The following is a 24009-nucleotide window of genomic DNA, read 5'->3' on the forward strand; positions in this document are numbered from 1 at the left end:
GATATACTGCTTTTTACTGTTATGATCTTTGGGAAAATAAAATGAAAAAAGCAGTGTATTGCTATGCTCGCGTCAGCTCGAGAGGACAAGCTAAAGATGGTTATGGCATGTCGAGACAGCAAGCAATGCTGCGAGATTACGTTGCTGCATACGATGATTCTCAACATAGCCGTGGCTATGAGTTGGGGGATATAACTTGGTTGTATGCCGAAGGTGTATCTGCATATAGCGGAAAAAATATCGAAGATGGTTCTGTACTGAAAACCTTTATAGATGATGTGTTACAAAAAAAGATCACTAACTCAGTGTTAGTCATTGAAAATCTTGACCGTTTTAGTCGAGCGGCACCCAACCGGGCCGCAGGGTTATTCTTGAGTCTGATTAATGCAGGGTGCGATATTCATGAAGTAGAAACTGAAATGATACATCACCAATACAGCGATCTTAACATAATCTCAGGTGGTTTACAGAGAGCACACAATGAGAGTAAGCGTAAAGCTCGACTAAGTATTAAAAATTGGGATGAAAGAATTAAGAATACTATTGATGGAACCTCTGTTTTAACGCATCGAGTACCGTCATGGATTGAAGTAAAAAACAACAAGTATGTAATAAAAAAAGGTGAGTCAGAAAAGTACAACCTTATTTTTAAAATGTATGCTGATGGATTTGGGCCTGCTGCAATTCGTGATGAACTAAAAAATAGAAGAATGCAGATAAATGAAAGGGAGCCGACCATCCATCACTTAATGAAAATAATTAAAGATCAGAGGCTTATTGGTATATTTAATTCTACGGGGCGTAAAGTTTTAGATGGTATGCCTATCTATCCTATAGTTGTTGAACCAGAATTGTTTGAATTGGTTAATGATTTAAGAAAACAAAGAAATCCATTAGGGAAGATAAATGTAAAGGCAAATAATTTATTTGCAGGTTTGTGCATATGTATGAATTGTGGAAGATATGTACAAATTAACAGCATTGATAAAAAAGGTAATACATATTTTCGATGTGGTGGAAGCCTTGTGAAAATAGATAAATGTAAAGAGAGAGGCTTTAAGTACAAAATTGTAGAGAATGCATTGTTGGAACATCTCAGGAATTTTGATTTCTCTATGCTGAGACGTGAGGATAATGAAATACAGGTTAAAATAAACTATCTTTCAATGGAGTTAGTTGCAAATGAAAATTACAGCAATGAAATTCTAGCTGATCTTGAAAAAGAAGATATACCTGATCCTCATGATAGGCGTATACTGAAAAACATTCAACGTCGTATTAGTGAGATCAGAACCGAAATTACTACACTGAAACAGTCAAACATTGGCTACGAAACATTTAATGATTTAAAAGATTCATATACTGATGATTTGCTAGACCCTAAAAATACAAAGTTAAGGCTTGATTTTAATGTAAAGGTTAAACGTGTTATTAAAAATATTAAAATGAAGCGTTATGATGATACTATCATGCTGGTTGTAAGTTATGTCGGCGTTAATGAGAAACAAGCTATGGTAATTAATAGTAAGACGGGAGAGGTTGTTTTTATGGCCGTGCAAAATGATGATCTAAAATCAATAGAGTACTTAATTAATAATGATTGAATTATTGTTAGTGAAACAAACTTTACTTATATGGTATAATTAGATAGTAAATACATTATGATTTTATGAAATAAATGAAACATGAAAAAATAATGTGGTATAATATAGATATATAACTCTGTTTGACAGTACTAATGTACTGATGGTTAAAACCTGATCCTATCGAAAATGTAGATGGCAGTTGAGAAGTTCAAGCAGTTCGATGTGCAAATGAGACCCGTACCAATTTCCCGAGCGTTAATCCGATACAAAATACTAAGGAACGCAGGAGCTACGGCAATGCGGCACAATAAAAGAGTACACATAGCATAGTAGTACTCTCTAGATAGACATATAGGTTCGCACCTTTTTAATTTGTTAAGGGAGTTTCTGTAAGGAATAATGCGATGGATTTCATATAATATAGATCTATCCAAAATTTATAGAAACAAGTACTAGCTTGATTGTATAGGCTCAGTACTAAGTCGTGTTATGTTTAAAGCACGGACCGTTGCATATGAACTGCGATTATGAGAGAAACAGAGCAACCCGCTTTCGTGCTCATAAATTTGGATAGTATAGATCCGTCTAAATTTTGAGTAAGTCGCAATACAATAATTCCGATGGCTATCATCGTCAGAATGAATCAGCACACAATCAGTGTGCTTTTTTATTGTCTTCATTCCCCCTGTGGGGGGATGAAAATCCCTTAGCAAATCTCGTCAGGATAGATCGTGTTAAACGACGAGAAGCGAGTAAGTATGGTAAAGTACTAGCGGCGATAGCAAGCGAAGTACTTTACCATACTTTAGAGAGTGCTAACGCAGTTAGTACTTGATACTCTTAAATTGGATATAACACATGTTATTGTTAATAAACTCTTGTTGTTCTTTTTTTAATGAGATAATGTTGGGTTTGTTTACACGAAATCAGTAATTCAAAAGGAAAGTATAATGAGTAAAAAGGCTGATGTTGTGCATGATCTTAACAATGCTGACTACAAGAAACTGATTGAAAGAACTGCTGGGGAGAACTTCAAACTAACTGACTGCAAAAATGAGGTTGATAAACTTTTTACTGATAATCCTCATGTATTCATTGATCAGTTAAATCGCGTATCACGAAACCTTGCGATTGTTGCAAGCGAGTACAAGAAGGAGCTTGATGCAAGTAAAGTTGATGATATCAAGCAGCAGATTTTGCATTTAGATGAATCAGTCAAGGCTGCTTTGCTCGCGTCTTTAGGTATCAAAAATGGCAAGGTAAAGTCCGGTACTGAAAAAAGCACGAATCAGAGAAACATCATTAATGTTACTGTTGATGGTAAAGTCTACGGGATTAAAGAAACTGGAAATATCAGTAAGGAATTAAAAGAACTTATTGAATCTAAAGGATTTCAGTACAAAGGTGAAGGTCGTTTGAAGTTTTTTGAAAAATTCGCGACCAAGTAAGATCACTGCCTCTGATCAAAAAGTATTGTCAGTACTCGCCTAATGGGAACCACGCGAAACAGCTTCCTGATTGCGATTCATAAAATTGCATAGGGAGCTGCTAGCAGCGATTAAGCTCAAAACTAGTGCCAACCCATGACACCGATAGAAAAACGCCTCAGAAATGCACTGAGGACGTTTAAACAGCTACATCAACACATACTCATAAACTACAGGTGATTCAGTACTACTAGCACTTCCCCTAGAACGTCAAAGGAAGATAGTGAATCCTGATTGACGATCATCGCACTGTATTTGGGATTATCACTGCTCAGATTGTATCCATCAGGAACTACCTGAACTCGCTTGTACAAGTAGTTTCCTTCTTTGTGGAGTACAACTACTTTACCATCCCGTAACAGCTTTTGGTTCTGGCCTATCAGCAAGACGCTATTAACCGTGAACGTTGGCTCCATTACGTCAGTCTTAACGCGAAGGGCGGCGAGGTTTGCCCTTTTATCCAACAAATCGGGGAAAGCATCTGCGTTCAGTAAAAGGAAATTATCACCATCAATAAAAGGAATTTTTAACAGTTCTTCGGTTTGGTCTGTGTTTGCCGATTTTGAAAACTCTTTTCCAGTCGCCAGCCATTCAACCGACACGCCACCAGCTTTAGCCAGAAGTACAAGATTCTCAAGCGTTGGACTTGATACAGCTTGTAGATAGTTGTGGACAGTACTGTAACCTATGCCTGCTTTTTTGGCGAAATCTCGGCCTGAACCTGAAGGAACGATCGACTTTAGCCTTTCGCTGAACTGTTCAACGCTTTCTTTTTTTCCAGCCATACACAACCCACCACACAAAAAGGAACTTTGTTCCTTATTTTTAATTGACGATTTCCTTTTAATGATCAATCATGTTCTCAATGTTAGTAATGAGTGGTCATTATGAGTATTCACAACCAAGTAGAATCGCAGATAAAGGATCAGAATGCCAGTACTGAGAACTGGCACAGAGTGGATATTTTGGCAGCTATCAAGAAAAGAGGAGGGACTTTGGCACAGCTTTCACGAGACAACGGTTTACATGAAAGAACACTTTACAACGTTCTCGAAAGGCATTGGCCTAAAGGCGAAAAGATCATTTCTGATTTTATCGGTGTACCTGTTCGCACAATCTGGCCTGAACGATATAAAAACTTACCGTAAATGAAATCTGAGGAAAATTTATGTCTGGATTGATTGTTTTCATTATCTGCATAACAATTTCGGTACTTTGTTATAAGAAAGTTTCAAATCGTAGTAAAAATAAAGGTCACGGAAAGATCAGAACGTTGATTACATCTTCAGCAATGAGTTTTATTGTTTTTATGGTATCTATTGGAATCGGTGCTGGAGTTGTTTCACAAGATAAAAGTACTGATGCAGAGGCTTCAACGGTTGACAGTACGGAAAATACCAAGGCCAATGTTTATACATGCAATAAATTTGATGTAATAACCCAAACAAGGCAAGGTACGAAATATAAATCAGGATTTTATTCTGATGGTGAAGTTAAAACCACTGTCAAATATACAATTACAGATGATGAGTTAAGCGTTAAACTGTTTGTTCCAGGTATCGAAGATAGTACTGATACGGCTAAATTTAATACTATTGCAGCAGATGGCTCAAGGAAGTACGGGAATTCATCAAGCAATTATTTTGTATCAGTACTGAATGATAATACTATAAAGGTAATTGATGTTGAATTTAATCATAATTCAACAATTACACAAATTTGTTCGAAACAGTAACGTTCACTCAAGGAATCGAATAAATGATGAAAACAATATCAGTACTATTAATGTTACTCCCATTAACCACAATTGCGGCTACTTCGCCAGAAGGGAAAACTGAAAAGCCCTTTGTTGTTGGCAATGAAGTTATTTGTCTGAAAGAAATCCAGAAGCAAATCACCCCTTATCTCAAATCTTTTGAAGAAGAAGGTGGGGTTAAGTACAAGTACAATGTTAAATCCGGTTTGTCGTACAAGGATACGATAGGGCTACGGTTACAGATAAACCGTGTGGATTCGGGACTGAATGTACGTGTAGCCGATCTTGATTACTACTGGTTACAGGAACGTGGAAGCATGTGTCAGCCAGCGTACATGGTACTTGATCGTTCTCAATGATTAATGTTACAAATAAGGCCGTGTAATCGGCCTGTATTCAAGTAATGAATATGAGTATGGTTTCATTATCTTTATCAATTTAAATTGATAGTAGTGAAATTAGAAACATGTCTGATTTTCGATTAAGATTATTTTTTTCTAAACTAGAGCATACTCAACGTATATACTATAAAGAGTTATTTGTATGCTGAAACTATAATGATATACTATAGACGGTCACAATACCGAATTGGTTAGATTTTTATGTATTATGGTAGATGTTGTTATTTTTGATTCTACAAGGGATTTGTTATGTTTGATAATTTATCATTGAATCAGAAAGAGATACTTTTTCTGATTATAAAATTTTATACATCCCCTCAAGATGATTACCTTAAGTCAAAGTATGGTAATACTGATTTTAATATTTCTAAAAACTATTTCAATGAAAATATTGAGCATTTCTTGAATAAAAAAATAGGCATTGATAGAGTTTACAATTCATTGTTCAATATTGGAAGTTCATATCTTAGCTTTAGATATATGATAGGTAATTATCCAAATGCTTTCCAGAATGCTGATGATGAAAAAAAAGCCTTTATTGCTTTCAATGAGCCTTTTGTCAATAGCGTCATACTGAATTTTAATATCTTTTATGAACTTATTAAGTTTAATATGAAAGATATATCTATGTCGCCAGAATTCAAATCTGACTTTGATTATATTAATAGTCTATGTAATCGGATAAAGGATTCTGGGATTATTTCTATTAGAGATCGTTGGGCCGCACATCCTTTTAAAGATAAAAGTAGAGGGATACTGTTTAATCCACAAGAAATACATAAGGAGGTTTTTAAAGCATTTAATATTCTATGCGTTGATGAAGATAAAAAAGAATATAACAATAGCACTAACGATAGATTGGCGTGGTTTTGTCAAAGGTATATAGTTTATGGTATTGAACATTATCCTAGCATACCTGAAGCAGTACATAGTGTTTTAAAAGGGGAAAAACCACCTGTACATCGAATTTCTACTAAACCCAGTAAATTTCTTATAGAAATGAATAAATTTTCATCTTTACTTAGAGAAAAAAAACTGTTTGGGATTGAACCATTCTTTCATCCATCCGAAGAAGATATTGAGAGTGTTAAGGTTAATGGCTTATCAAAAGAGCTTAATATTTGAAAAGTAGCTATGATTACCTGCCTTAAGAGCATAAAATAATATAAAGTTAGCCATCCCTTTTTCTGGCACAAAAGTTAAAGGGATCGTTTACTCAGATAAAAGTACAGTCAGTATTTTTCTGCACGATTTAAAATCTCGTTCGTCTGATTAGGTTCAACCTCGCCGACCAAATGCCGTGTACTCAGATCTCAGTACCGAATTTTTCACTAACCCCGTATCGACAAAAAACGAACGATCAAAAATCTCTTTTGGGTACCCCCTAACGATACGCGTTTATCTCGTTTCATTTAGTATCATTTATATATTGAAGGGGTTTAAATGATACTGTATCATTTAGTTAATTTAAATGATACTTATCGGCGGTGAGGGTAGGGAAATGATTTTTGGTTATGCGAGAGTCTCAACAAAGGATCAGAATCTTGAGCGTCAGTTGGCAGTACTGGAACCTGAATGCGACAAAGTTATTACAGAGAAGGAATCAGGAAAGTCCACCAGCGAACGGCCTGAACTGTTGAACCTGCTTTCACACCTCCGCGAAGGTGATATGCTCATAACTCATTCTATCGATCGTCTCGCTCGTAATACCCGCGATTTATTGGAAATGATTGATAGCCTCGTAGCTCGCGGGATTACCGTTAAGTTTCTTGCGAATTCAATGAGCTTTGATAACTCCCCACAATCTCGCCTCATTCTTACCATGATGGGAGCAGTTTCAGAATTTGAAAGAGGTATGATCGCATCTCGCCGCTCCGAGGGGATCGCCCTTGCTAAAGAAGCCAAGAAGTACAAGGGCAAGCAAAAGAACAAGGAACTTCATAGCAAAATCATCAATATGTTACGGGCTGGGAAGAATACACCTGACGAGATCGCGAAGTTGTGTGATTGCGGCAGGGCTACAGTTTTTCGCGTCAAAAAGGAATTATATGCTAGAGATAACAATAAGGCATAAAAAATAATTTGTCAGCTTGATATTTCAAGCTGACAGTAGTCTTTAATCGAAGTTTAAGCCAATTAAATTTAAATAATATTGTTTAGCTTTATCTTTATCTTTAATTATATGCGGAGGGCATAAACCTAACTCCCAACGCTTATCCATAAAAGCAAGTAATCGATAACTTCTATCTTTTATTTGATTTGGTCCCCACGAGTCAAAACAGGTGATTTCATTCTCTGAGTAACAACCATATCTAAATCCTTTACTTACTTTCTCTAAAAACGGTCTATTTGAAAGTGATGCATTTTTTTTGAGAGAAAGAGGAACTAAGTTTCCTATAGTATGCCGTAATTTTTTTCTGTCTTTGGATGAATACTTATCAAAGAGTACCGTCCATGATGAATGTCTTGCTCTTTGTGGATAGATATGTTCAATAGTATTATAGTCAACATCTTTTTCTTTTCTTCGAAATTCATCCCAGTCTAACTTTGTTCTATTGGTTTTGGATGTGGATTGTAAACTATATTCATACTCGTATAAGAAATATTTGAGCCCACCCCAATTGTAAAAATCACTATCTTTGAATTTCAAAGAAAATTCTTTATGAGCATATTTCAAAAGTTTATCGGTCTCTATCCGGATATGTGATTCTAATTTATCGGTGTTTCCTTCTTTCTTGAACTTTAGAGCTAACTCAACTAAGTTTATGTTTCTAAAATGATAACTGTCAAGTAACATTGTTTGAATGAATAATAGGCGTTCTACAAGTGAAAGTATTGCGACAATACTTTTTTTGCTACTTCCATTATTCAATAGTTCAAGTAATAAAATACGACAACTACGCCATGACGGAATCTTTGTTAAACGTGATAACCATTCCCGAACCTCTGGTGGATATGTACTTTCATCAGGGTTATGTAGGTTATACCAAGTTTCAACCGAACGCTTCAAATTTTTTACATAGTTACTTATAAACTCCGCTGTAACTTCGTGATTTCTGGTTTTATCTGTAAGTGGTTTAGCTGAAAATATGTCATCAATCAAAACTCGTTTGTGTTCGTCCCGGCCACTTAATATTACTCCGTGGTTTAATGTATAATATAAGTTTTCCTCGTAAACATATTTGTCACTATCATCAGTGGTCGCTGGAAGTTCTTTAAAGTATAAAATGTAATGATGGTAAAGAAACTCATCATCAGAAAGACGTTTCTTAATATCTTTACCTAAGAAATGATACATTGATTTCCAACACTCATTGATAGCATGTCTCAAGGAGTCTTTTTCATCATCAGGTTCTGGTAATTTAGTTGTAAGGTATATCAATCTATTTTTCAACAATTCTAAGTGGGATAATATTTTCCCTCGATTGTTCATTGTTTCAAAGGCAACATACGTGTCAATTTCTTCATCCAGAGAATATATATTAAATAAGAAGTGCTGAGTGACTTTCTTGTATAAATTTTCTATTTCTGGAATAGACAGTGGATTAATCTTCTCAGAAAAGAACTTCTTGGCATTAGATAGGTTTTGTGTATATATAGTATTTTCAAGCTTCGATGAGTTTATTGAATGCTCTTTGAAGATCTCTTGCTTTAAATATTCATAACTAGGATTGTCTTTATCATATCCAAAGATATAAGATCTAGATGGTGAGTTTTTTTGCTTTGTTTCAAATATGAATTTTTTTTGAATTTCCTCGATGTCAGTATAGTTTAACTGAATATCAACCCCTCTATTCTTCACTTCCTCTATGATGCTTTGAATTAAAATGATGATTGTAGTCATGCGTTGCTGACCATCGACAATAAAGTAGGGTGCATAACTCCTCGATCTTATGATCCAGTGATCCTCAACCCAACCATTAATGTTTTTTTCAGGAACATCTTCTAGTGTCAATACTCCGACATAGTGACTTTTATTATCTTCTAAATGAACTAAATCATTCCAAAAGTCACTTACCTCTTTGGCTGTCCAAGCGTATCCCCTCTGATAGTCTGGGATTCTCAGAAGTCTTTCAGTGAATATTTTTGAGACAGAAATTAAACTGCTATCCATATTTTATCCTTATATTACAGATGATTATGGCTTGTTTGCTATCTTTTTGATAAAACAACTCGAACCATATCGCGGATATAGCTAAACGTTATCTCGCGTCTTACCAATGTATAGAGAATACAATCATTTACACCAAATATACAATCCTCAGAGCCGAGCATTTTCTTTATCGGGTTTTTAGGGCGAGATATGCTCACCATAAGGAAAAATTAACAAATTAGTAACAGTTATAGCAGCAGAGGGGGCAGCAAATATAGAAAGCAATTTTGTACTTTTAAATCCTTTCGATATCTATTCTCAATTTAATCAGATAGTTATGCTTTTTCGCTGACGAAGAAAAAAGTAATTTGCTGTTAATCATCACCATCAGTTCAATAAGGGTGAATCCGCGTTGTTTATCCATAATGCGCTCCTTGTGTGAATGGCGTCACTTTGGCAAATGCGGAAAAGAGGGGCGAGAGGCAAAAAATGGTTCGGGAAAGCGGGTTCAGAGAAAGATTGTTGGCTTGCAGTGGTGGACAATGAAGTTGCGAGGCGGGGCGGAGATTTTAGCTGACGGCAGGGGGGAAGCCCGATAAGCAACGCGCTCTCGGGCAATATGTTAAACGTTAGCGAAAGCGCATCGACAGGTCGAGCGCCCGGACGTGTTTGGTAAGCGCGCCGACGGAGATATAGTCAACGCCGGTTTCCGCGAATTCGCGCAGAGTTTCATCGGTTACGTTGCCGGAAACCTCCAGCCGCGCCTGGCCGTTCACGCGTTTTACCGCTTCACGCATCTGATCGGTTTCAAAGTTGTCCAGCATGATGATATCGGCACCGGCTTTCAGCGCGTCGTCCAGTTCATCAAGGTTTTCTACTTCCACTTCCACAGGCACATCCGGATGCAGCCAGAAGGCTTTTTCTACTGCCCGGCGCACGGAGCCAGAAGCAATGATGTGGTTCTCTTTGATCAGGAAGGCATCGGAAAGCCCCAGACGGTGGTTTGCGCCGCCGCCGCAGAGCACCGCATATTTCAGCGCGGTACGTAATCCCGGTAGGGTTTTGCGCGTATCCAGCAGTTGGGTTTTCGTGCCTGCCAGGATCCCGACATACCTACGCACTTCACTGGCGACGCCAGAGAGGGTCTGCACAAAGTTCAGCGCTGTGCGTTCTCCGGTGAGTAAGACGCGAGAGGGGCCGTCCAGTTCAAACAACGGCTGATTGGCTGTAATGCTATCTCCATCATCAACATGCCAGGTGATACTAACATCGTCACCCGCCAGTTGAATAAAGACCTCTTCAACCCAGCGCTTGCCACAAAAAACGCCGTTTTCCCGGGTGATCACGGTGGCATGAGAATGGGTATTCTCCGGTAACAGTTGCGCAGTGATGTCATTACTGGCATCCACGTTACCGCCTAAATCTTCACGCAGCGCCCTGGCGACAACGTCAGGGATATCCAGATTAATGCGTTCCAACAGCGCGTCACGTCGTGAGTCAGGGTTATAGCGGCGAGGCGGCATGAGAAAACTCCAAATTGCTAACGAATCATAAGGTAGAAACATGCTACTCTGAAGCCGCTATAAGCACCACTCAAAAGGAGATTCTGCATGTTGTTAGACAAGGGCTGGCTGGTAGAGGCGCGGCGTGTCCCTTCTCCCCATTACGATTGCCGCCCGGATGATGAGATTCCTTCTTTGCTGGTGGTGCATAACATTAGCCTGCCGCCCGGCGAGTTTGGCGGCCCGTGGATTGATGCGCTATTCACCGGAACAATTGATCCTGACGCCCATCCGTTTTTTGCAGAAATTGCGCATCTTCGCGTTTCCGCCCATTGTCTGATTCGTCGCGATGGCGAAATCGTCCAGTATGTTCCTTTCGATAAGCGTGCGTGGCATGCCGGTGTGTCGAACTATCACGGACGTGAGCGCTGTAATGATTTTTCGATTGGCATTGAGCTGGAAGGCACTGATACGTTGGCCTATACCGATGCGCAATACCAACAACTGGCTGCCGTTACGCGCGCCCTCATTACGCTTTACCCGGCAATTGCCGAAAATATAACCGGACACTGCGATATCGCGCCTGAGCGTAAAACCGATCCCGGTCCGGCTTTTGACTGGGCAAGATTTCGCGCCCTGGTCACCGTCTCGTCAGATAAGGAGATGACATGACGCTGTTTACGACATTACTGGTGCTGCTTGTTGAGCGCCTCTTTAAGCTGGGTGAACACTGGCAGTTAGATCACCGGTTAGAAGCTTTTTTCCGGCGGCTCAAGCGCTTTTCGATGGCGCGCACGCTGGGAATGACGCTTGTCGCGATGGCGATAGCCTTTCTCGTTCTGCGCGCGTTGGATGGCCTGCTCTTTAACGTGCTGACGATCGTGGCGTGGATCCTGATTGGGCTGTTGTGCATTGGCGCGGGTAAAGTACGGATGCATTACCACGCCTACCTTAACGCGGCGACGCGCGATGATGCACATGCCCGGAAGGCAATGGCCAGCGAGCTGACGATGATCCACGGCGTGCCGCCGGATTGCGATGAGCGTGAGTTTTTGCGTGAACTGCAAAATGCATTGCTGTGGATTAACTTTCGATTCTACCTCGCGCCTTTATTCTGGCTGATTGTCGGCGGGCCATATGGACCTGTGCTGCTGGTGGGCTACGCGTTCTTACGCTCGTGGCAGTCCTGGCTGGCGCGCTACCTGACGCCGCATGAGCGTTTGCAGTCCGGTATTGATGTGATTCTTCATGTCCTCGACTGGATCCCGGTACGTCTGGCGGGCGTGGTGTATGCCCTGATCGGACACGGAGAAAAAGCGCTGCCCGCGTGGTTTGCTTCACTGGCGGATCTGCACACGTCGCAGTATCAGGTGCTCACACGTCTGGCGCAGTTCTCTCTGGCGCGCGAGCCGCATACCGACAAGACAGAAACGCCAAAAGCGGCGGTCTCAATGGCGAAGAAAACGTCATTGGTTTTGGTCGTCGTCGTGGCGTTGCTGACCATTTACGGCACGCTGGTCTGAACCCGCGCGCCGTAGCGGTTACAGCGTATCAGCAGGCGGGATGCCAAAATCAGGCATCCCGTTTTCGTGCCAGCGGACGAGCTTCAGGCGGGTATGGCGATTGGGATCATAAAGCGGGTCGCCTTCAATTTCGGTGTAATTACGCGCGTGATACACCAGCACATCTTCTCCTTCCGGCGTTTGCGTAAAACTATTATGGCCTGGTCCATACTGGCGGTTTTCGTAGCTGGTTACGAAAACCGGGCGCGAGGCTTTGTGCCAGTTCGCGGGATTTTGCGGATTGGCATTTATCTCTGTCCACAGTAGCCCCATGCAGTAATTCTCGTCGGTCGCGCTGGCGGAATAGCTGATAAACAGAGTGTCGTCGTGGAACAGCACCGCCGGGCCTTCGTTGACCCAAAAACCGCGGCATTCCCAGTCATATTCCGGTTTACTGAGCATCACCGGCTCGCCTTTCAGCGTCCACGGGTTCTCCATTTCACATAAATAGAGGTTGGAGTTTCCGGAGATATCCGGGGCTTTTTGCGCCCACAGATACCAGCGTTTCCCCTGATGTACGAAGGTGGTGGCGTCCAGCGCAAAGGTGTCGAACGGGGTTTTTACCTGCCCTTTTTCAACCCACGTACCGGTCAACGGGTCGCGATCGGCACACTCCAGCACAAACATGCGGTGCTGGAACATCCCCAGACTGTCCAGCGCCTGAGTGTGCGCGGCGGCAAAATAGATGTACCACTTGTCATTGATATGATGCAGTTCCGGTGCCCAGATAAGCTGGCTCATCGGACCGGTCTCTGGTTTGCGCCATACGACGACTTCATCGGCACTGCGCAACCCTTCCAGTGACGCTGCCCGGCGGATCGCCAGCCTGTCGTATTGCGGCACGGAGGCGATAAAATAGTATTGCCCTTCGTGACGCAGAATGTACGGGTCAGCACGTTGTTCTATAAACGGGTTAGGCCAGTTATGCATGCGGCGTTCCTTCTTTCGTTTCGGCTCTTGTTTCCTGCCAGGCGTTCAGTTCTCTGTAGTTTGCGCGGCGGTTCTCCAGGTCGAGCTGGATCTGTTTCATGGTTTCCCGATCCACTTTCAGCAGTCGCACTACGCCCGCAGTGATCAAATACCCTACGCCGGGGATCACGGTAAAGAGCAGGACGATCCCATTGATGGCATCCGCGCTTTGTGCTTTCGCGCCGGCGTCGTAGCCATACCAGGAGAGCAGGAAGCCCACCATCGCGCCAGCAATCGCCAGCCCCAGTTTGAGGAAGAAGATATTGCCCGAGAAGCTGATCCCGGTGATGCGTTTACCGGTTTTCCATTCGCCATAGTCGTCCACATCAGCCATCAGCGACCAGTGCAGTGGAGACGGGATCTGGTGAAGAATGTTGAGCAGGAAGTAGAGCACCACGATGGTGACGGTGGCTTTAGGGTCGAAGAAATAGAACGCGCAGGAGAAAATCGCCAGCACGATGTTGGTCCAGAAAAAAACTTTCAGTTTACACCAGCGGTCGGTCAGCACTTTCGCCAGCATACTGCCAAGCATCATGCCCACCACTCCCAGGCTGATAAACAGGGTGGCGAAGTGGGTGCTCTGGCCCATCACCCAGGTGACGTAATACATGGTGGCAGCCATGCGGATAAAGCCCGGGCAGACGTTGCAGAGGGTCAGCAGCAAAATGCGTACCCACTGGTCGTTCTTCCACACGTCCTTCAGGTCGTTTTTCAGCTGATCATGGGTCTGTACCGCCGGACGCACGCGCTCGCGTACGGTAGAGAAGCAGAACAGGAACATACAGGTTCCAGTCAGCGCCAGCACGGTCATCGCCATCTGATAACCTTTGGCTTTGTTATCGCCACCAAACCAGTCGACCATCGGCAGGAGCGTCAGGGAGAGCAGCAGGGTGGCGATACCCACCAGCACAAAGCGCCAGGACTGGCAGGCGACGCGCTCTTGTGGGTCGTTGGTAATCACGCCGCCCAACGAGCAGTAAGGAATGTTGATGGCCGTATAAGTTAACGAGAGCAGGAAATAGGTCACAAAGGCATAGATAACTTTGCTGCTATAACTCCACTCTGGCGTGGTGAACATCAGGATACTGAACAGCGCATAAGGGAACGCAATCCACAGTAGCCATGGACGAAACCGCCCATACTTACTGCGGGTACGGTCCGCGATGGCACCCATAATCGGGTCTGTAACGGCATCAATGACGCGCACGGACAGCAGTAATACGCCGACCAGCGCAGGCGCCAGACCAAAAATATCGGTATAAAAATAATTAACAAACAACATGATGGCGCCGAAGATGATATTGCATCCTGCATCGCCCATCCCATAGCCGATCTTCTCTTTTACTGACAGTTTGTTGCTATCCATTGACTGCTCTCCGGGTGACGGTATGGAGAGAATTATTTGCTGGCTAATCGATATTTGCGTTGCAGTATCAGGGCGGTGATATGGATAAAGCGGCTGTCGAGGTGAATTTGTGAGGAAGGTAACAAACGCTCAGCACCCGCGAAGCGAGTGCTGAGGTGAAGGGCTGTTAATGCGCTTTTACGGTTTTGCCGTTTTTCTGTTTAACCAGATAACCCACGCCGAGGATCGCAATCCAGACCGGGATCAGGTAAACGGAAATCGCCATTCCAGGAGTGAGCAGCATAATCACCAGCACGCCCGCCATGAACAGCAGGCAAATCCAGTTACCCAGCGGGTAGAGCAGGGCAGGGAAACGGGTGGTCACGCCCTGCTGCTGTTTAGCACGGCGGAACTTGATGTGCGCCAGGCTGATCATCGCCCAGTTAATCACCAGGGCCGAGACCACCAGGGCCATCAGCAAACCAAACGCCGATTCGGGGGCCATATAGTTGATCAGTACGCACAGCGCGGTGACGAACGCTGACACGATAATGGTGTTCACCGGCACGCCGCGCTTATCAACGTTGAGCAGCGCTTTTGGTGCGTTACCCTGCTGCGCCAGGCCGAACAGCATACGGCTGTTACAGTACACGCAGCTGTTATAAACGGAAAGCGCTGCCGTCAGCACGACGATATTGAGCGCATTCGCCACGAAGGTATCGCCCAGTTCGTGGAAGATAAGGACAAACGGACTGGTATCAGCGGTAACGCGCGTCCACGGCAGCAGGGAAAGCAGAACCGCCAGCGAGCCCACATAGAAAATCAGAATACGGTAGATAACCTGGTTAGTGGCTTTCGGGATGCTTTGCTCCGGGTTATCGGCTTCTGCAGCGGTGATCCCCACCAGCTCCAGTCCACCAAACGAGAACATAATGATGGCCATCATCATCACCAGCCCAGTCATCCCGTGAGGCAAGAAGCCGCCTTGCTCCCACAGGTTACGCACGGTCGCCTGTGGACCGCCGTTACCGCTGAACAACAGCCAGCCGCCGAACAGGATCATCGCGACCACCGCAATCACTTTGATGATGGCGAACCAGAACTCCATCTCACCGAATACTTTTACATTCGTCAGGTTGATGGCGTTGATCACCACAAAGAAGACGGCTGCGGAGGCCCATGTCGGAATCTCCGGCCACCAGAACTGGATGTATTTTCCGACGGCGGTCAGCTCTGCCATGGCGACCAGCACATACAGCACCCAATAGTTCCAGCCTGATGCGAAGCCGGCAAAGCTGCCCCAGTATTTATAGGCAAAGTGACTGAATGAACCGGCAACCGGCTCTTCAACCACCATTTCACCCAACTGACGCATAATAAGAAAGGCAATAAAACCCGCGATCGCGTAGCCCAGAATAATACCGGGTCCGGCGGACTGGATAACGGAGGCGCTCCCGAGGAACAGACCTGTTCCTATTGCGCCACCCAGCGCGATAAGCTGGATATGGCGGTTTTTAAGGCCGCGCTTTAGCTGCTCGCCGTGCTGATGACTGTCCATCTTTAAACCTCGTGTGTGGTTTACTCTTCAGATTTCAGCGCGCCTTGCAGCGACCCAAACCATTTTGAGTAATTATTATTAGTACTACGCAATGATGCGTGTGTAAGTTTGCAATTCCGTTTGTTGTATTATTATCTTTACAGTAATGATTTATGAAATGTTGCCGAAACTCTTTTGTCCGGGACAGAATAATGGTATGCGGCAGGGAATGCACCTGCTTTGTGAAAGGTTGATGACGAGTTGCGTAAAAAGAAAGCATTTGTAAATACACTTTCTCTCCGGGTTTAACATTCGTTGATCTCAACTATTGACTGCTTAATGATTTATTTTGAATGGATATGCAGTTGAATCGCTTCAGATAAGATTTTTCCTCGTTTCATAATCGTTAAAACACTCTCCCCGATAGTAAATTTAACATTTGTGCATAGTTACATGTTTGAAACGTTATTTCTGTAATGTTGTTAAAATGTGCGTGGTTTCCTGATTTCAATCAAAACCTGTATGGACAGAAGGTGAATACTTTGTTACTTTAGCGTCACAGACATGAAATTGGTAAGACCAATTGACTCCGGGCAAATGGCTTAAGACGGGACATCATGGCCTACAGCAAAATCCGCCAACCAAAATTATCCGATGTGATAGAGCAACAGCTGGAGTTTTTGATCCTTGAGGGCACGCTACGCCCGGGAGAAAAACTTCCGCCGGAACGCGAACTGGCGAAACAGTTCGACGTCTCCCGCCCCTCCTTGCGTGAGGCGATTCAACGTCTCGAAGCGAAGGGTCTGCTGCTTCGTCGTCAGGGCGGTGGCACTTTTGTTCAGAGCAGCCTGTGGCAGAGTTTTAGCGATCCACTGGTAGAACTGCTCTCCGACCATCCTGAATCCCAGTTTGACCTGCTTGAGACGCGCCATGCGCTGGAAGGCATTGCCGCCTATTACGCGGCGCTGCGCAGCACCGATGAAGACAAAACGCGCATTCGTGAACTGCACCATGCCATTGAACTGGCGCAAGAATCCGGTGACCGTGATGTGGAGTCCGACGCCGTCCTCCAGTATCAAATTGCTGTCACCGAAGCGGCACACAATGTGGTTTTGCTCCATCTGCTGAGATGCATGGAGCCCATGCTGGCCCAGAACGTCCGCCAGAACTTTGAATTGCTCTATTCGCGTCGCGAGATGCTTCCGCTGGTGAGCAGTCACCGCACCCGTATTTTCGAAGCGATTATTGCCGGTAAGCCGGAAGAGGCGCGTGAAGCATCACACCGTCATCTGGCGTTTATCGAAGAGATTCTGTTAGACAGAAGCCGTGAGGAGAGCCGCCGTGAACGCGCCTTACGTCGTCTGGAGCAGCGAAAGAATTAATGATTTTTCTGGCAGTTAGTTAGCCAGAAGATGTTGTAAATCAAGCGCTAATGAAAGGCGCGGCAACTAAACGCAGAACCTGTCTTATTGCGTTCTCTGGCGAGAACGTAATGGGACAGGTTCCAGATAACTCAACGTATTAGATAGATAAGGAATACCCCCATGTCAGAACGTTTCCCAAATGACGTGGATCCGATCGAAACTCGCGACTGGCTACAGGCGATCGAATCGGTCATCCGTGAAGAAGGTGTTGAGCGCGCTCAGTATCTGATCGACCAACTGCTTTCTGAAGCCCGCAAAGGTGGGGTGAAAGTAGCGGCAGGTGCAGGGGCGAGCAATTACATCAACACTATTGCCGTTGAAGATGAACCGGAATACCCGGGCAATCTGGAGCTGGAGCGTCGTATTCGTTCTGCTATCCGTTGGAACGCCATCATGACCGTGCTGCGTGCGTCGAAAAAAGACCTCGAGCTCGGCGGCCACATGGCCTCCTTCCAGTCTTCCGCGACGGTTTACGATGTGTGCTTCAACCACTTCTTCCGCGCCCGCAATGAGCAGGATGGCGGCGACCTGGTTTATTTCCAGGGCCACATCTCCCCGGGCATTTACGCTCGCGCCTTCCTGGAAGGCCGTCTGACTGAAGAGCAGATGGACAACTTCCGTCAGGAAGTGCATGGCAATGGCCTGTCTTCCTATCCGCACCCGAAACTGATGCCGGAATTCTGGCAGTTCCCAACCGTATCTATGGGGCTGGGCCCGATCGGGGCAATCTATCAGGCTAAATTCCTGAAATATCTGGAACACCGTGGTCTGAAAGATACCTCTAAACAGACCGTTTACGCTTTCCTGGGTGACGGCGAGATGGATGAGCCGGAATCCAAAGGCGCAATCACCATCGCGACCCGTGAAAAACTGGACAACCTGGTCTTCATCATCAACTGTAACCTGCAGCGTCTGGACGGCCCGGTCACCGGTAACGGCAAAATCGTTAACGAACTGGAAGGCATCTTCGACGGTGCTGGCTGGAACGTGATTAAGGTCATGTGGGGCGGTCGTTGGGATGAACTGCTGCGTAAAGACACCAGCGGTAAACTGATCCAGTTGATGAACGAAACCGTTGACGGCGATTACCAGACCTTCAAATCCAAAGATGGCGCGTATGTTCGTGAGCACTTCTTCGGTAAATACCCGGAAACCGCCGCGCTGGTGGCTGACTGGACTGATGAGCAGATCTGGTCTCTGAACCGTGGTGGTCACGATCCGAAGAAAGTCTACGCTGCACTGAAAAAAGCGCAGGAAACCAAAGGCAAAGCAACCGTAATCCTGGCTCATACCATCAAAGGTTATGGCATGGGTGACACTGCCGAAGGTAAAAACATCGCTCACCAGGTGAAAAAAATGAACATGGACGGCGTGCGCTATATCCGCGACCGTTTCAATGTTCCGGTCACCGACGAGCAGGTTGAAAAACTGTCCTACATTACCTTCCCGGAAGGTTCTGAAGAGCACAAATACCTGCACGAACGCCGTCAGGCGCTGCACGGCTACCTGCCGAGCCGCCAGCCGAACTTCACTGAGAAGCTGGAATTGCCAACCCTCGCAGACTTCGGCGCGCTGCTGGAAGAGCAAAACAAAGAAATCTCTACCACTATTGCTTTCGTTCGTGCTCTGAACGTGATGCTGAAGAACAAATCGATCAAAGATCGTCTGGTTCCGATCATTGCTGACGAAGCGCGTACTTTCGGTATGGAAGGTCTGTTCCGTCAGATCGGTATTTACAGCCCGAACGGCCAGCAATACACCCCGCAGGACCGTGAGCAGGTTGCTTACTATAAAGAAGACGAGAAAGGCCAGATTCTGCAGGAAGGTATCAACGAGCTGGGCGCAGGTTCTTCCTGGCTGGCGGCGGCTACCTCTTACAGCACTAACGATCTGCCGATGATCCCGTTCTACATCTACTACTCCATGTTCGGGTTCCAGCGTATCGGCGACCTGTGCTGGGCAGCAGGTGACCAGCAGGCGCGTGGCTTCCTGATTGGTGGGACGTCCGGACGTACTACGCTTAACGGCGAAGGTCTGCAGCACGAAGATGGTCACAGCCATATTCAGTCGCTGACCATCCCGAACTGTATCTCCTACGATCCGTCTTACGCGTACGAAGTTGCGGTCATCATGCACGATGGTCTGGAGCGTATGTACGGTGAGAAACAAGAGAACGTTTACTACTACATCACCACGCTGAACGAAAACTACCACATGCCGGCGATGCCGGAAGGTGCTGAGGAAGGTATCCGTAAAGGTATCTACAAACTCGAAACCCTGGAAGGTAGCAAAGGTAAAGTGCAGTTGCTGGGTTCCGGTTCTATCCTGCGTCACGTTCGTGAAGCCGCACAGATCCTGGCGAAAGACTACGGTGTAGGTTCTGACGTCTACAGCGTGACCTCCTTCACTGAGCTGGCGCGTGATGGTCAGGATTGTGAACGCTGGAACATGCTGCACCCGCTGGAAACCCCGCGCGTTCCGTACATCGCTCAGGTGATGAACGACGCGCCGGCAGTGGCGTCCACTGACTATATGAAACTGTTTGCCGAACAGGTTCGTACTTATGTACCGGCTGATGATTACCGCGTACTGGGTACTGACGGTTTCGGTCGCTCTGACAGCCGTGAAAACCTGCGTCACCACTTCGAAGTGGATGCGTCCTACGTGGTTGTAGCGGCACTGGGCGAACTGGCTAAACGTGGCGAAATCGATAAGAAAGTGGTTGCGGATGCAATTACCAAATTCAACATCGATGCAGAAAAAGTTAACCCGCGTCTGGCGTAAGAGGTAAAAGAATAATGGCTATCGAAATCAAAGTACCGGACATCGGGGCAGATGAAGTTGAAATCACCGAGATCCTGGTCAAACCAGGCGACAAGGTTGAAGCTGAACAGTCGCTGATCACCGTAGAAGGCGATAAAGCCTCTATGGAAGTCCCGTCTCCACAGGCTGGCGTTGTTAAAGAGATCAAAGTCTCTGTTGGCGACAAAACCGAGACCGGCAAATTGATCATGATTTTCGATTCCGCTGACGGTGCAGCAACTGCTGCACCTGCTCCGGCAGAAGAGAAAAAAGAAGCGGCTCCGGCAGCCGCGCCAGCTGCGGCGGCAGCAAAAGAAGTACACGTACCGGATATCGGCGGCGACGAAGTTGAAGTCACTGAGATCATGGTGAAAGTCGGCGATACCGTGACGGCTGAGCAGTCGCTGATCACTGTGGAAGGCGATAAAGCGTCTATGGAAGTTCCGGCACCGTTCGCGGGCACCGTGAAAGAGATCAAAATCAACACCGGCGACAAAGTGTCCACCGGCTCGCTGATCATGGTCTTCGAAGTGGCTGGCGCAGCGCCTGCTGCTGCACCGGCTCAGGCTGCGGCTCCTGCTGCAGCGGCGGCTCCGGCGGCCTCTGGCGCGAAAGACGTTAACGTACCGGACATCGGCGGTGACGAAGTTGAAGTGACCGAAGTGATGGTGAAAGTGGGCGACAAAGTGGCCGCTGAACAATCACTGATCACCGTAGAAGGCGACAAAGCCTCTATGGAAGTTCCGGCACCGTTCGCAGGTACCGTAAAAGAGATCAAAATCAGCACTGGCGATAAAGTGAAAACCGGTTCGTTGATCATGGTCTTCGAAGTGGAAGGCGCGGCGCCTGCAGCGGCTCCGGCTGCTGCTCCAGCCCCTGTTGCTGCACCGGCTCAGGCTGCTAAACCCGCTGCTGCTCCGGCTGCGAAAGCGGACGGTAAATCTGAGTTTGCTGAGAACGACGCTTACGTTCATGCAACTCCGCTGATTCGCCGTCTGGCGCGCGAGTTCGGCGTTAACCTGGCGAAAGTGAAGGGCACTGGCCGTAAAGGTCGTATCCTGCGTGAAGACGTTCAGGCTTACGTGAAAGACGCTATCAAGCGTGCTGAAGCGGCTCCCGCTGCAGCAGCAGGCGGCGGTATCCCGGGTATGTTGCCGTGGCCGAAAGTGGACTTCAGCAAGTTCGGTGAAATCGAAGAAGTGGAACTGGGTCGCATCCAGAAAATCTCTGGTGCTAACCTGAGCCGTAACTGGGTGATGATCCCGCATGTTACGCACTTCGACAAAACCGATATCACCGATCTGGAAGCGTTCCGTAAACAGCAGAACGCCGAAGCTGAGAAGCGTAAACTGGATGTGAAATACACTCCGGTTGTTTTCATCATGAAAGCCGTTGCTGCGGCGCTTGAGCAGATGCCACGCTTCAACAGCTCGCTGTCCGAAGACGGCCAGCGTCTGACGCTGAAGAAATACATCAACATCGGTGTGGCGGTGGATACGCCGAATGGTCTGGTGGTTCCGGTCTTCAAAGACGTGAACAAGAAGAGCGTTACCGAGCTGTCTCGTGAACTGACGACCATCTCCAAAAAAGCGCGTGATGGTAAGCTGACCGCTGGCGAAATGCAGGGCGGTTGCTTCACTATCTCCAGCATCGGCGGCCTGGGTACCACCCACTTCGCGCCGATTGTGAACGCGCCGGAAGTGGCGATCCTCGGTGTTTCCAAGTCCGCGATGGAGCCAGTATGGAACGGTAAAGAGTTTGTACCGCGTCTGATGATGCCTATCTCTCTCTCCTTCGACCACCGCGTGATTGACGGTGCTGATGGTGCGCGTTTCATTACCATCATCAACAATATGCTGTCCGACATTCGCCGCCTGGTGATGTAAGTACTACTGCAGGCCGGATGGTGGCGCGAGCGCCTTATCCGGCCTACAGAGAAATCGTTGCCGTTTTGTTGTTTCAAAATTGTTAACAATTTTGTAAGATACGGGCGGATAGAACGACCCGGTGGACGATGGGCGACAAGACCAGGGATTCGCCGGAAATAAATTAAGAGGTCATGATGAGTACTGAAATCAAAACTCAGGTCGTGGTACTTGGGGCAGGCCCCGCAGGTTACTCTGCTGCCTTCCGTTGCGCAGATTTAGGTCTGGAGACCGTCATCGTAGAACGTTACAGCACCCTCGGCGGTGTTTGTCTGAACGTCGGCTGTATCCCTTCTAAAGCGCTGCTGCACGTAGCAAAAGTTATCGAAGAGGCCAAAGCGCTGGCTGAACACGGTATCGTTTTTGGCGAGCCGAAAACCGATATCGACAAAATTCGTACCTGGAAAGAAAAAGTGATCACGCAGCTGACCGGCGGTCTGGCGGGTATGGCCAAAGGCCGTAAAGTGAAAGTGGTCAACGGTCTGGGTAAATTTACCGGGGCCAACACCCTGGAAGTGGAAGGCGAAAACGGTAAAACCGTGATTAACTTCGACAACGCGATTATCGCGGCGGGCTCCCGTCCGATTCAGTTGCCGTTTATTCCCCACGACGATCCGCGTGTCTGGGACTCCACCGATGCGCTGGAGCTGAAATCCGTACCAAAACGTCTGCTGGTTATGGGCGGCGGTATCATCGGTCTGGAAATGGGTACCGTGTACCACGCGCTGGGTTCAGAGATTGATGTGGTTGAAATGTTCGACCAGGTGATCCCGGCGGCTGACAAAGACATCGTGAAAGTCTTCACCAAACGCATCAGCAAGAAATTCAACCTGATGCTGGAAACCAAAGTGACTGCCGTTGAAGCGAAAGAAGACGGTATTTACGTTTCCATGGAAGGCAAAAAAGCGCCTGCCGAAGCGCAGCGTTATGACGCCGTGCTGGTCGCAATCGGTCGTGTGCCGAACGGTAAAAACCTCGATGCGGGTAAAGCGGGCGTGGAAGTGGACGACCGTGGCTTCATCCGCGTTGACAAGCAACTGCGCACCAACGTGCCGCACATCTTTGCTATCGGCGATATCGTCGGTCAGCCGATGCTGGCGCACAAAGGTGTTCATGAAGGTCACGTTGCCGCTGAAGTTATCGCCGGTAAGAAACACTACTTCGATCCGAAAGTTATCCCGTCAATTGCCTACACTGAGCCAGAAGTGGCATGGGTGGGTCTGACGGAGAAAGAAGCGAAAGAGAAGGGTATCAGCTTTGAAACTGCTACCTTCCCGTGGGCGGCATCTGGTCGTGCTATCGCTTCCGATTGCGCAGACGGTATGACCAAACTGATTTTCGACAAAGAAACTCACCGCGTCATTGGTGGTGCGATTGTCGGCACCAACGGCGGCGAGCTGCTGGGGGAAATCGGTCTGGCGATCGAAATGGGTTGTGACGCAGAAGATATCGCACTGACTATTCACGCGCACCCGACGCTGCACGAATCTGTTGGTCTGGCGGCTGAAGTGTTCGAAGGTAGCATCACCGACCTGCCGAACCCGAAAGCGAAGAAAAAGTAAGTTTCTGAGCGCCATCCGGCAAATAAAAAAGCGGCTTAACAGCCGCTTTTTTTATGCG

At 46.3% G+C, this 24009-nt stretch carries 20 protein-coding genes; 13 read left to right on the plus strand and 7 right to left on the minus strand.

Annotation, left to right across the window (positions count from 1 at the left end; genetic code table 11):
- Positions 1–41 precede the first annotated feature (41 nt).
- The gene (locus tag WB371_RS02350) at positions 42–1604 is read left to right on the plus strand and encodes a recombinase zinc beta ribbon domain-containing protein (protein ID WP_336218515.1); all 1563 of its coding nucleotides are present in this window, start codon (positions 42–44) and stop codon (positions 1602–1604) included.
- A 932-nt stretch (positions 1605–2536) separates the two neighbouring features.
- Positions 2537–3034 (plus strand): hypothetical protein, encoded by a 498-nt coding sequence (locus WB371_RS02355; protein WP_336218516.1) that lies wholly within the window; start codon positions 2537–2539, stop codon positions 3032–3034.
- Between the two features lie 209 nt (positions 3035–3243).
- Here WB371_RS02355 and WB371_RS02360 read toward each other — a convergent pair whose 3' ends face one another.
- Positions 3244–3858 carry an XRE family transcriptional regulator gene (locus WB371_RS02360; RefSeq protein ID WP_336218517.1) on the minus strand — a complete coding sequence of 205 codons (615 nt, stop codon included), beginning with the start codon at positions 3856–3858 and terminating at the stop codon, positions 3244–3246.
- A 102-nt stretch (positions 3859–3960) separates the two neighbouring features.
- On the opposite strand from WB371_RS02360, the gene WB371_RS02365 reads away from it, so the two are divergent.
- The 5 genes from WB371_RS02365 (at position 3961) to WB371_RS02385 (ending at position 7304) form a co-directional block, all read left to right on the plus strand.
- Complete coding sequence (locus WB371_RS02365) at positions 3961–4221, plus strand: helix-turn-helix transcriptional regulator (RefSeq protein ID WP_336218518.1); 261 nt, start codon at positions 3961–3963, stop codon at positions 4219–4221.
- Positions 4222–4241: 20 nt separating this feature from the next.
- A complete protein-coding gene (locus tag WB371_RS02370; RefSeq protein ID WP_336218519.1) occupies positions 4242–4808 on the plus strand; it encodes a hypothetical protein in 567 nt (188 codons plus the stop codon).
- 23 nt (positions 4809–4831) lie between these two features.
- Entirely contained in the window at positions 4832–5188 is a 357-nt protein-coding gene (locus tag WB371_RS02375; protein WP_420704024.1) for a hypothetical protein, read from the plus strand.
- Between the two features lie 291 nt (positions 5189–5479).
- Positions 5480–6355: a hypothetical protein gene (locus WB371_RS02380; RefSeq protein ID WP_336218520.1), complete on the plus strand. Its 876-nt coding sequence runs from the start codon at positions 5480–5482 to the stop codon at positions 6353–6355.
- Positions 6356–6731: 376 nt separating this feature from the next.
- The gene (locus WB371_RS02385; protein ID WP_336218521.1) at positions 6732–7304 is read left to right on the plus strand and encodes a recombinase family protein; all 573 of its coding nucleotides are present in this window, start codon (positions 6732–6734) and stop codon (positions 7302–7304) included.
- Positions 7305–7346: 42 nt separating this feature from the next.
- On the opposite strand, the gene WB371_RS02390 is transcribed toward WB371_RS02385, so the two are convergent.
- The 3 genes from WB371_RS02390 to nadC all read right to left on the minus strand — a co-directional run bounded on the left by WB371_RS02390 (position 7347) and on the right by nadC (position 10846).
- The gene (locus WB371_RS02390; protein ID WP_336218522.1) at positions 7347–9344 is read right to left on the minus strand and encodes a DUF262 domain-containing HNH endonuclease family protein; all 1998 of its coding nucleotides are present in this window, start codon (positions 9342–9344) and stop codon (positions 7347–7349) included.
- Positions 9345–9618: 274 nt separating this feature from the next.
- Entirely contained in the window at positions 9619–9747 is a 129-nt protein-coding gene (locus WB371_RS23765; RefSeq protein WP_420704025.1) for a prepilin-type N-terminal cleavage/methylation domain-containing protein, read from the minus strand.
- 205 nt (positions 9748–9952) lie between these two features.
- Positions 9953–10846 carry a carboxylating nicotinate-nucleotide diphosphorylase gene (gene nadC / locus WB371_RS02395; RefSeq protein WP_336218523.1) on the minus strand — a complete coding sequence of 298 codons (894 nt, stop codon included), beginning with the start codon at positions 10844–10846 and terminating at the stop codon, positions 9953–9955.
- Positions 10847–10933: 87 nt separating this feature from the next.
- On the opposite strand from nadC, the gene ampD reads away from it, so the two are divergent.
- Together ampD and ampE are read left to right on the plus strand one after the other, a co-directional pair.
- Positions 10934–11497, plus strand: a complete 564-nt coding sequence (gene ampD / locus WB371_RS02400; RefSeq protein WP_336218524.1) for a 1,6-anhydro-N-acetylmuramyl-L-alanine amidase AmpD — start codon at positions 10934–10936, stop codon at positions 11495–11497.
- The gene (ampE, locus tag WB371_RS02405; protein ID WP_336218525.1) at positions 11494–12348 is read left to right on the plus strand and encodes a beta-lactamase regulator AmpE; all 855 of its coding nucleotides are present in this window, start codon (positions 11494–11496) and stop codon (positions 12346–12348) included. The genes ampD and ampE overlap by 4 nt, the downstream gene beginning before the upstream one ends.
- An 18-nt stretch (positions 12349–12366) precedes the next feature.
- On the opposite strand, the gene WB371_RS02410 is transcribed toward ampE, so the two are convergent.
- From WB371_RS02410 to aroP, 3 genes are all read right to left on the minus strand, one after another.
- The gene (locus WB371_RS02410) at positions 12367–13317 is read right to left on the minus strand and encodes a family 43 glycosylhydrolase (RefSeq protein WP_336218526.1); all 951 of its coding nucleotides are present in this window, start codon (positions 13315–13317) and stop codon (positions 12367–12369) included.
- Entirely contained in the window at positions 13310–14722 is a 1413-nt protein-coding gene (locus WB371_RS02415; RefSeq protein ID WP_336218527.1) for an MFS transporter, read from the minus strand. Before WB371_RS02415 ends, WB371_RS02410 begins: the two co-directional genes overlap by 8 nt.
- A 166-nt stretch (positions 14723–14888) precedes the next feature.
- The gene (gene aroP / locus WB371_RS02420) at positions 14889–16259 is read right to left on the minus strand and encodes an aromatic amino acid transporter AroP (protein ID WP_336218528.1); all 1371 of its coding nucleotides are present in this window, start codon (positions 16257–16259) and stop codon (positions 14889–14891) included.
- Between the two features lie 596 nt (positions 16260–16855).
- Between aroP and pdhR the strand changes: the two genes are divergently transcribed.
- The 4 genes from pdhR to lpdA all read left to right on the plus strand — a co-directional run bounded on the left by pdhR (position 16856) and on the right by lpdA (position 23951).
- Positions 16856–17620, plus strand: a complete 765-nt coding sequence (gene pdhR / locus WB371_RS02425; protein WP_336218529.1) for a pyruvate dehydrogenase complex transcriptional repressor PdhR — start codon at positions 16856–16858, stop codon at positions 17618–17620.
- Between the two features lie 162 nt (positions 17621–17782).
- Positions 17783–20446, plus strand: coding sequence for a pyruvate dehydrogenase (acetyl-transferring), homodimeric type (gene aceE, locus WB371_RS02430; RefSeq protein WP_336218530.1), 2664 nt, complete (start codon positions 17783–17785; stop codon positions 20444–20446).
- 14 nt (positions 20447–20460) lie between these two features.
- On the plus strand, positions 20461–22350 hold the full coding sequence (gene aceF / locus WB371_RS02435; RefSeq protein WP_336218531.1) for a pyruvate dehydrogenase complex dihydrolipoyllysine-residue acetyltransferase: 1890 nt from the start codon (positions 20461–20463) through the stop codon (positions 22348–22350).
- A 176-nt stretch (positions 22351–22526) separates the two neighbouring features.
- Positions 22527–23951, plus strand: a complete 1425-nt coding sequence (gene lpdA, locus WB371_RS02440) for a dihydrolipoyl dehydrogenase (protein ID WP_336218619.1) — start codon at positions 22527–22529, stop codon at positions 23949–23951.
- Positions 23952–24009: the final 58 nt, after the last annotated feature.

It is taken from the genome of Citrobacter amalonaticus (assembly GCF_037053465.1).
Classification (GTDB): Bacteria; Pseudomonadota; Gammaproteobacteria; order Enterobacterales; family Enterobacteriaceae; genus Citrobacter_A; species Citrobacter_A amalonaticus_H.

Bases quoted from the DNA above. Each gene is read 5' to 3' on its own strand.
- WB371_RS02350 (WP_336218515.1), top strand. From the start codon at position 42: ATGAAAAAAGCAGTGTATTGCTATGCTCGCGTCAGCTCGAGAGGACAA.
- WB371_RS02355 (WP_336218516.1), top strand. From the start codon at position 2,537: ATGAGTAAAAAGGCTGATGTTGTGCATGATCTTAACAATGCTGACTAC.
- WB371_RS02360 (WP_336218517.1), bottom strand. From the start codon at position 3,858: ATGGCTGGAAAAAAAGAAAGCGTTGAACAGTTCAGCGAAAGGCTAAAG.
- WB371_RS02365 (WP_336218518.1), top strand. From the start codon at position 3,961: ATGAGTATTCACAACCAAGTAGAATCGCAGATAAAGGATCAGAATGCC.
- WB371_RS02370 (WP_336218519.1), top strand. From the start codon at position 4,242: ATGTCTGGATTGATTGTTTTCATTATCTGCATAACAATTTCGGTACTT.
- WB371_RS02375 (WP_420704024.1), top strand. From the start codon at position 4,832: ATGATGAAAACAATATCAGTACTATTAATGTTACTCCCATTAACCACA.
- WB371_RS02380 (WP_336218520.1), top strand. From the start codon at position 5,480: ATGTTTGATAATTTATCATTGAATCAGAAAGAGATACTTTTTCTGATT.
- WB371_RS02385 (WP_336218521.1), top strand. From the start codon at position 6,732: ATGATTTTTGGTTATGCGAGAGTCTCAACAAAGGATCAGAATCTTGAG.
- WB371_RS02390 (WP_336218522.1), bottom strand. From the start codon at position 9,344: ATGGATAGCAGTTTAATTTCTGTCTCAAAAATATTCACTGAAAGACTT.
- WB371_RS23765 (WP_420704025.1), bottom strand. From the start codon at position 9,747: ATGGATAAACAACGCGGATTCACCCTTATTGAACTGATGGTGATGATT.
- nadC (WP_336218523.1), bottom strand. From the start codon at position 10,846: ATGCCGCCTCGCCGCTATAACCCTGACTCACGACGTGACGCGCTGTTG.
- ampD (WP_336218524.1), top strand. From the start codon at position 10,934: ATGTTGTTAGACAAGGGCTGGCTGGTAGAGGCGCGGCGTGTCCCTTCT.
- ampE (WP_336218525.1), top strand. From the start codon at position 11,494: ATGACGCTGTTTACGACATTACTGGTGCTGCTTGTTGAGCGCCTCTTT.
- WB371_RS02410 (WP_336218526.1), bottom strand. From the start codon at position 13,317: ATGCATAACTGGCCTAACCCGTTTATAGAACAACGTGCTGACCCGTAC.
- WB371_RS02415 (WP_336218527.1), bottom strand. From the start codon at position 14,722: ATGGATAGCAACAAACTGTCAGTAAAAGAGAAGATCGGCTATGGGATG.
- aroP (WP_336218528.1), bottom strand. From the start codon at position 16,259: ATGGACAGTCATCAGCACGGCGAGCAGCTAAAGCGCGGCCTTAAAAAC.
- pdhR (WP_336218529.1), top strand. From the start codon at position 16,856: ATGGCCTACAGCAAAATCCGCCAACCAAAATTATCCGATGTGATAGAG.
- aceE (WP_336218530.1), top strand. From the start codon at position 17,783: ATGTCAGAACGTTTCCCAAATGACGTGGATCCGATCGAAACTCGCGAC.
- aceF (WP_336218531.1), top strand. From the start codon at position 20,461: ATGGCTATCGAAATCAAAGTACCGGACATCGGGGCAGATGAAGTTGAA.
- lpdA (WP_336218619.1), top strand. From the start codon at position 22,527: ATGAGTACTGAAATCAAAACTCAGGTCGTGGTACTTGGGGCAGGCCCC.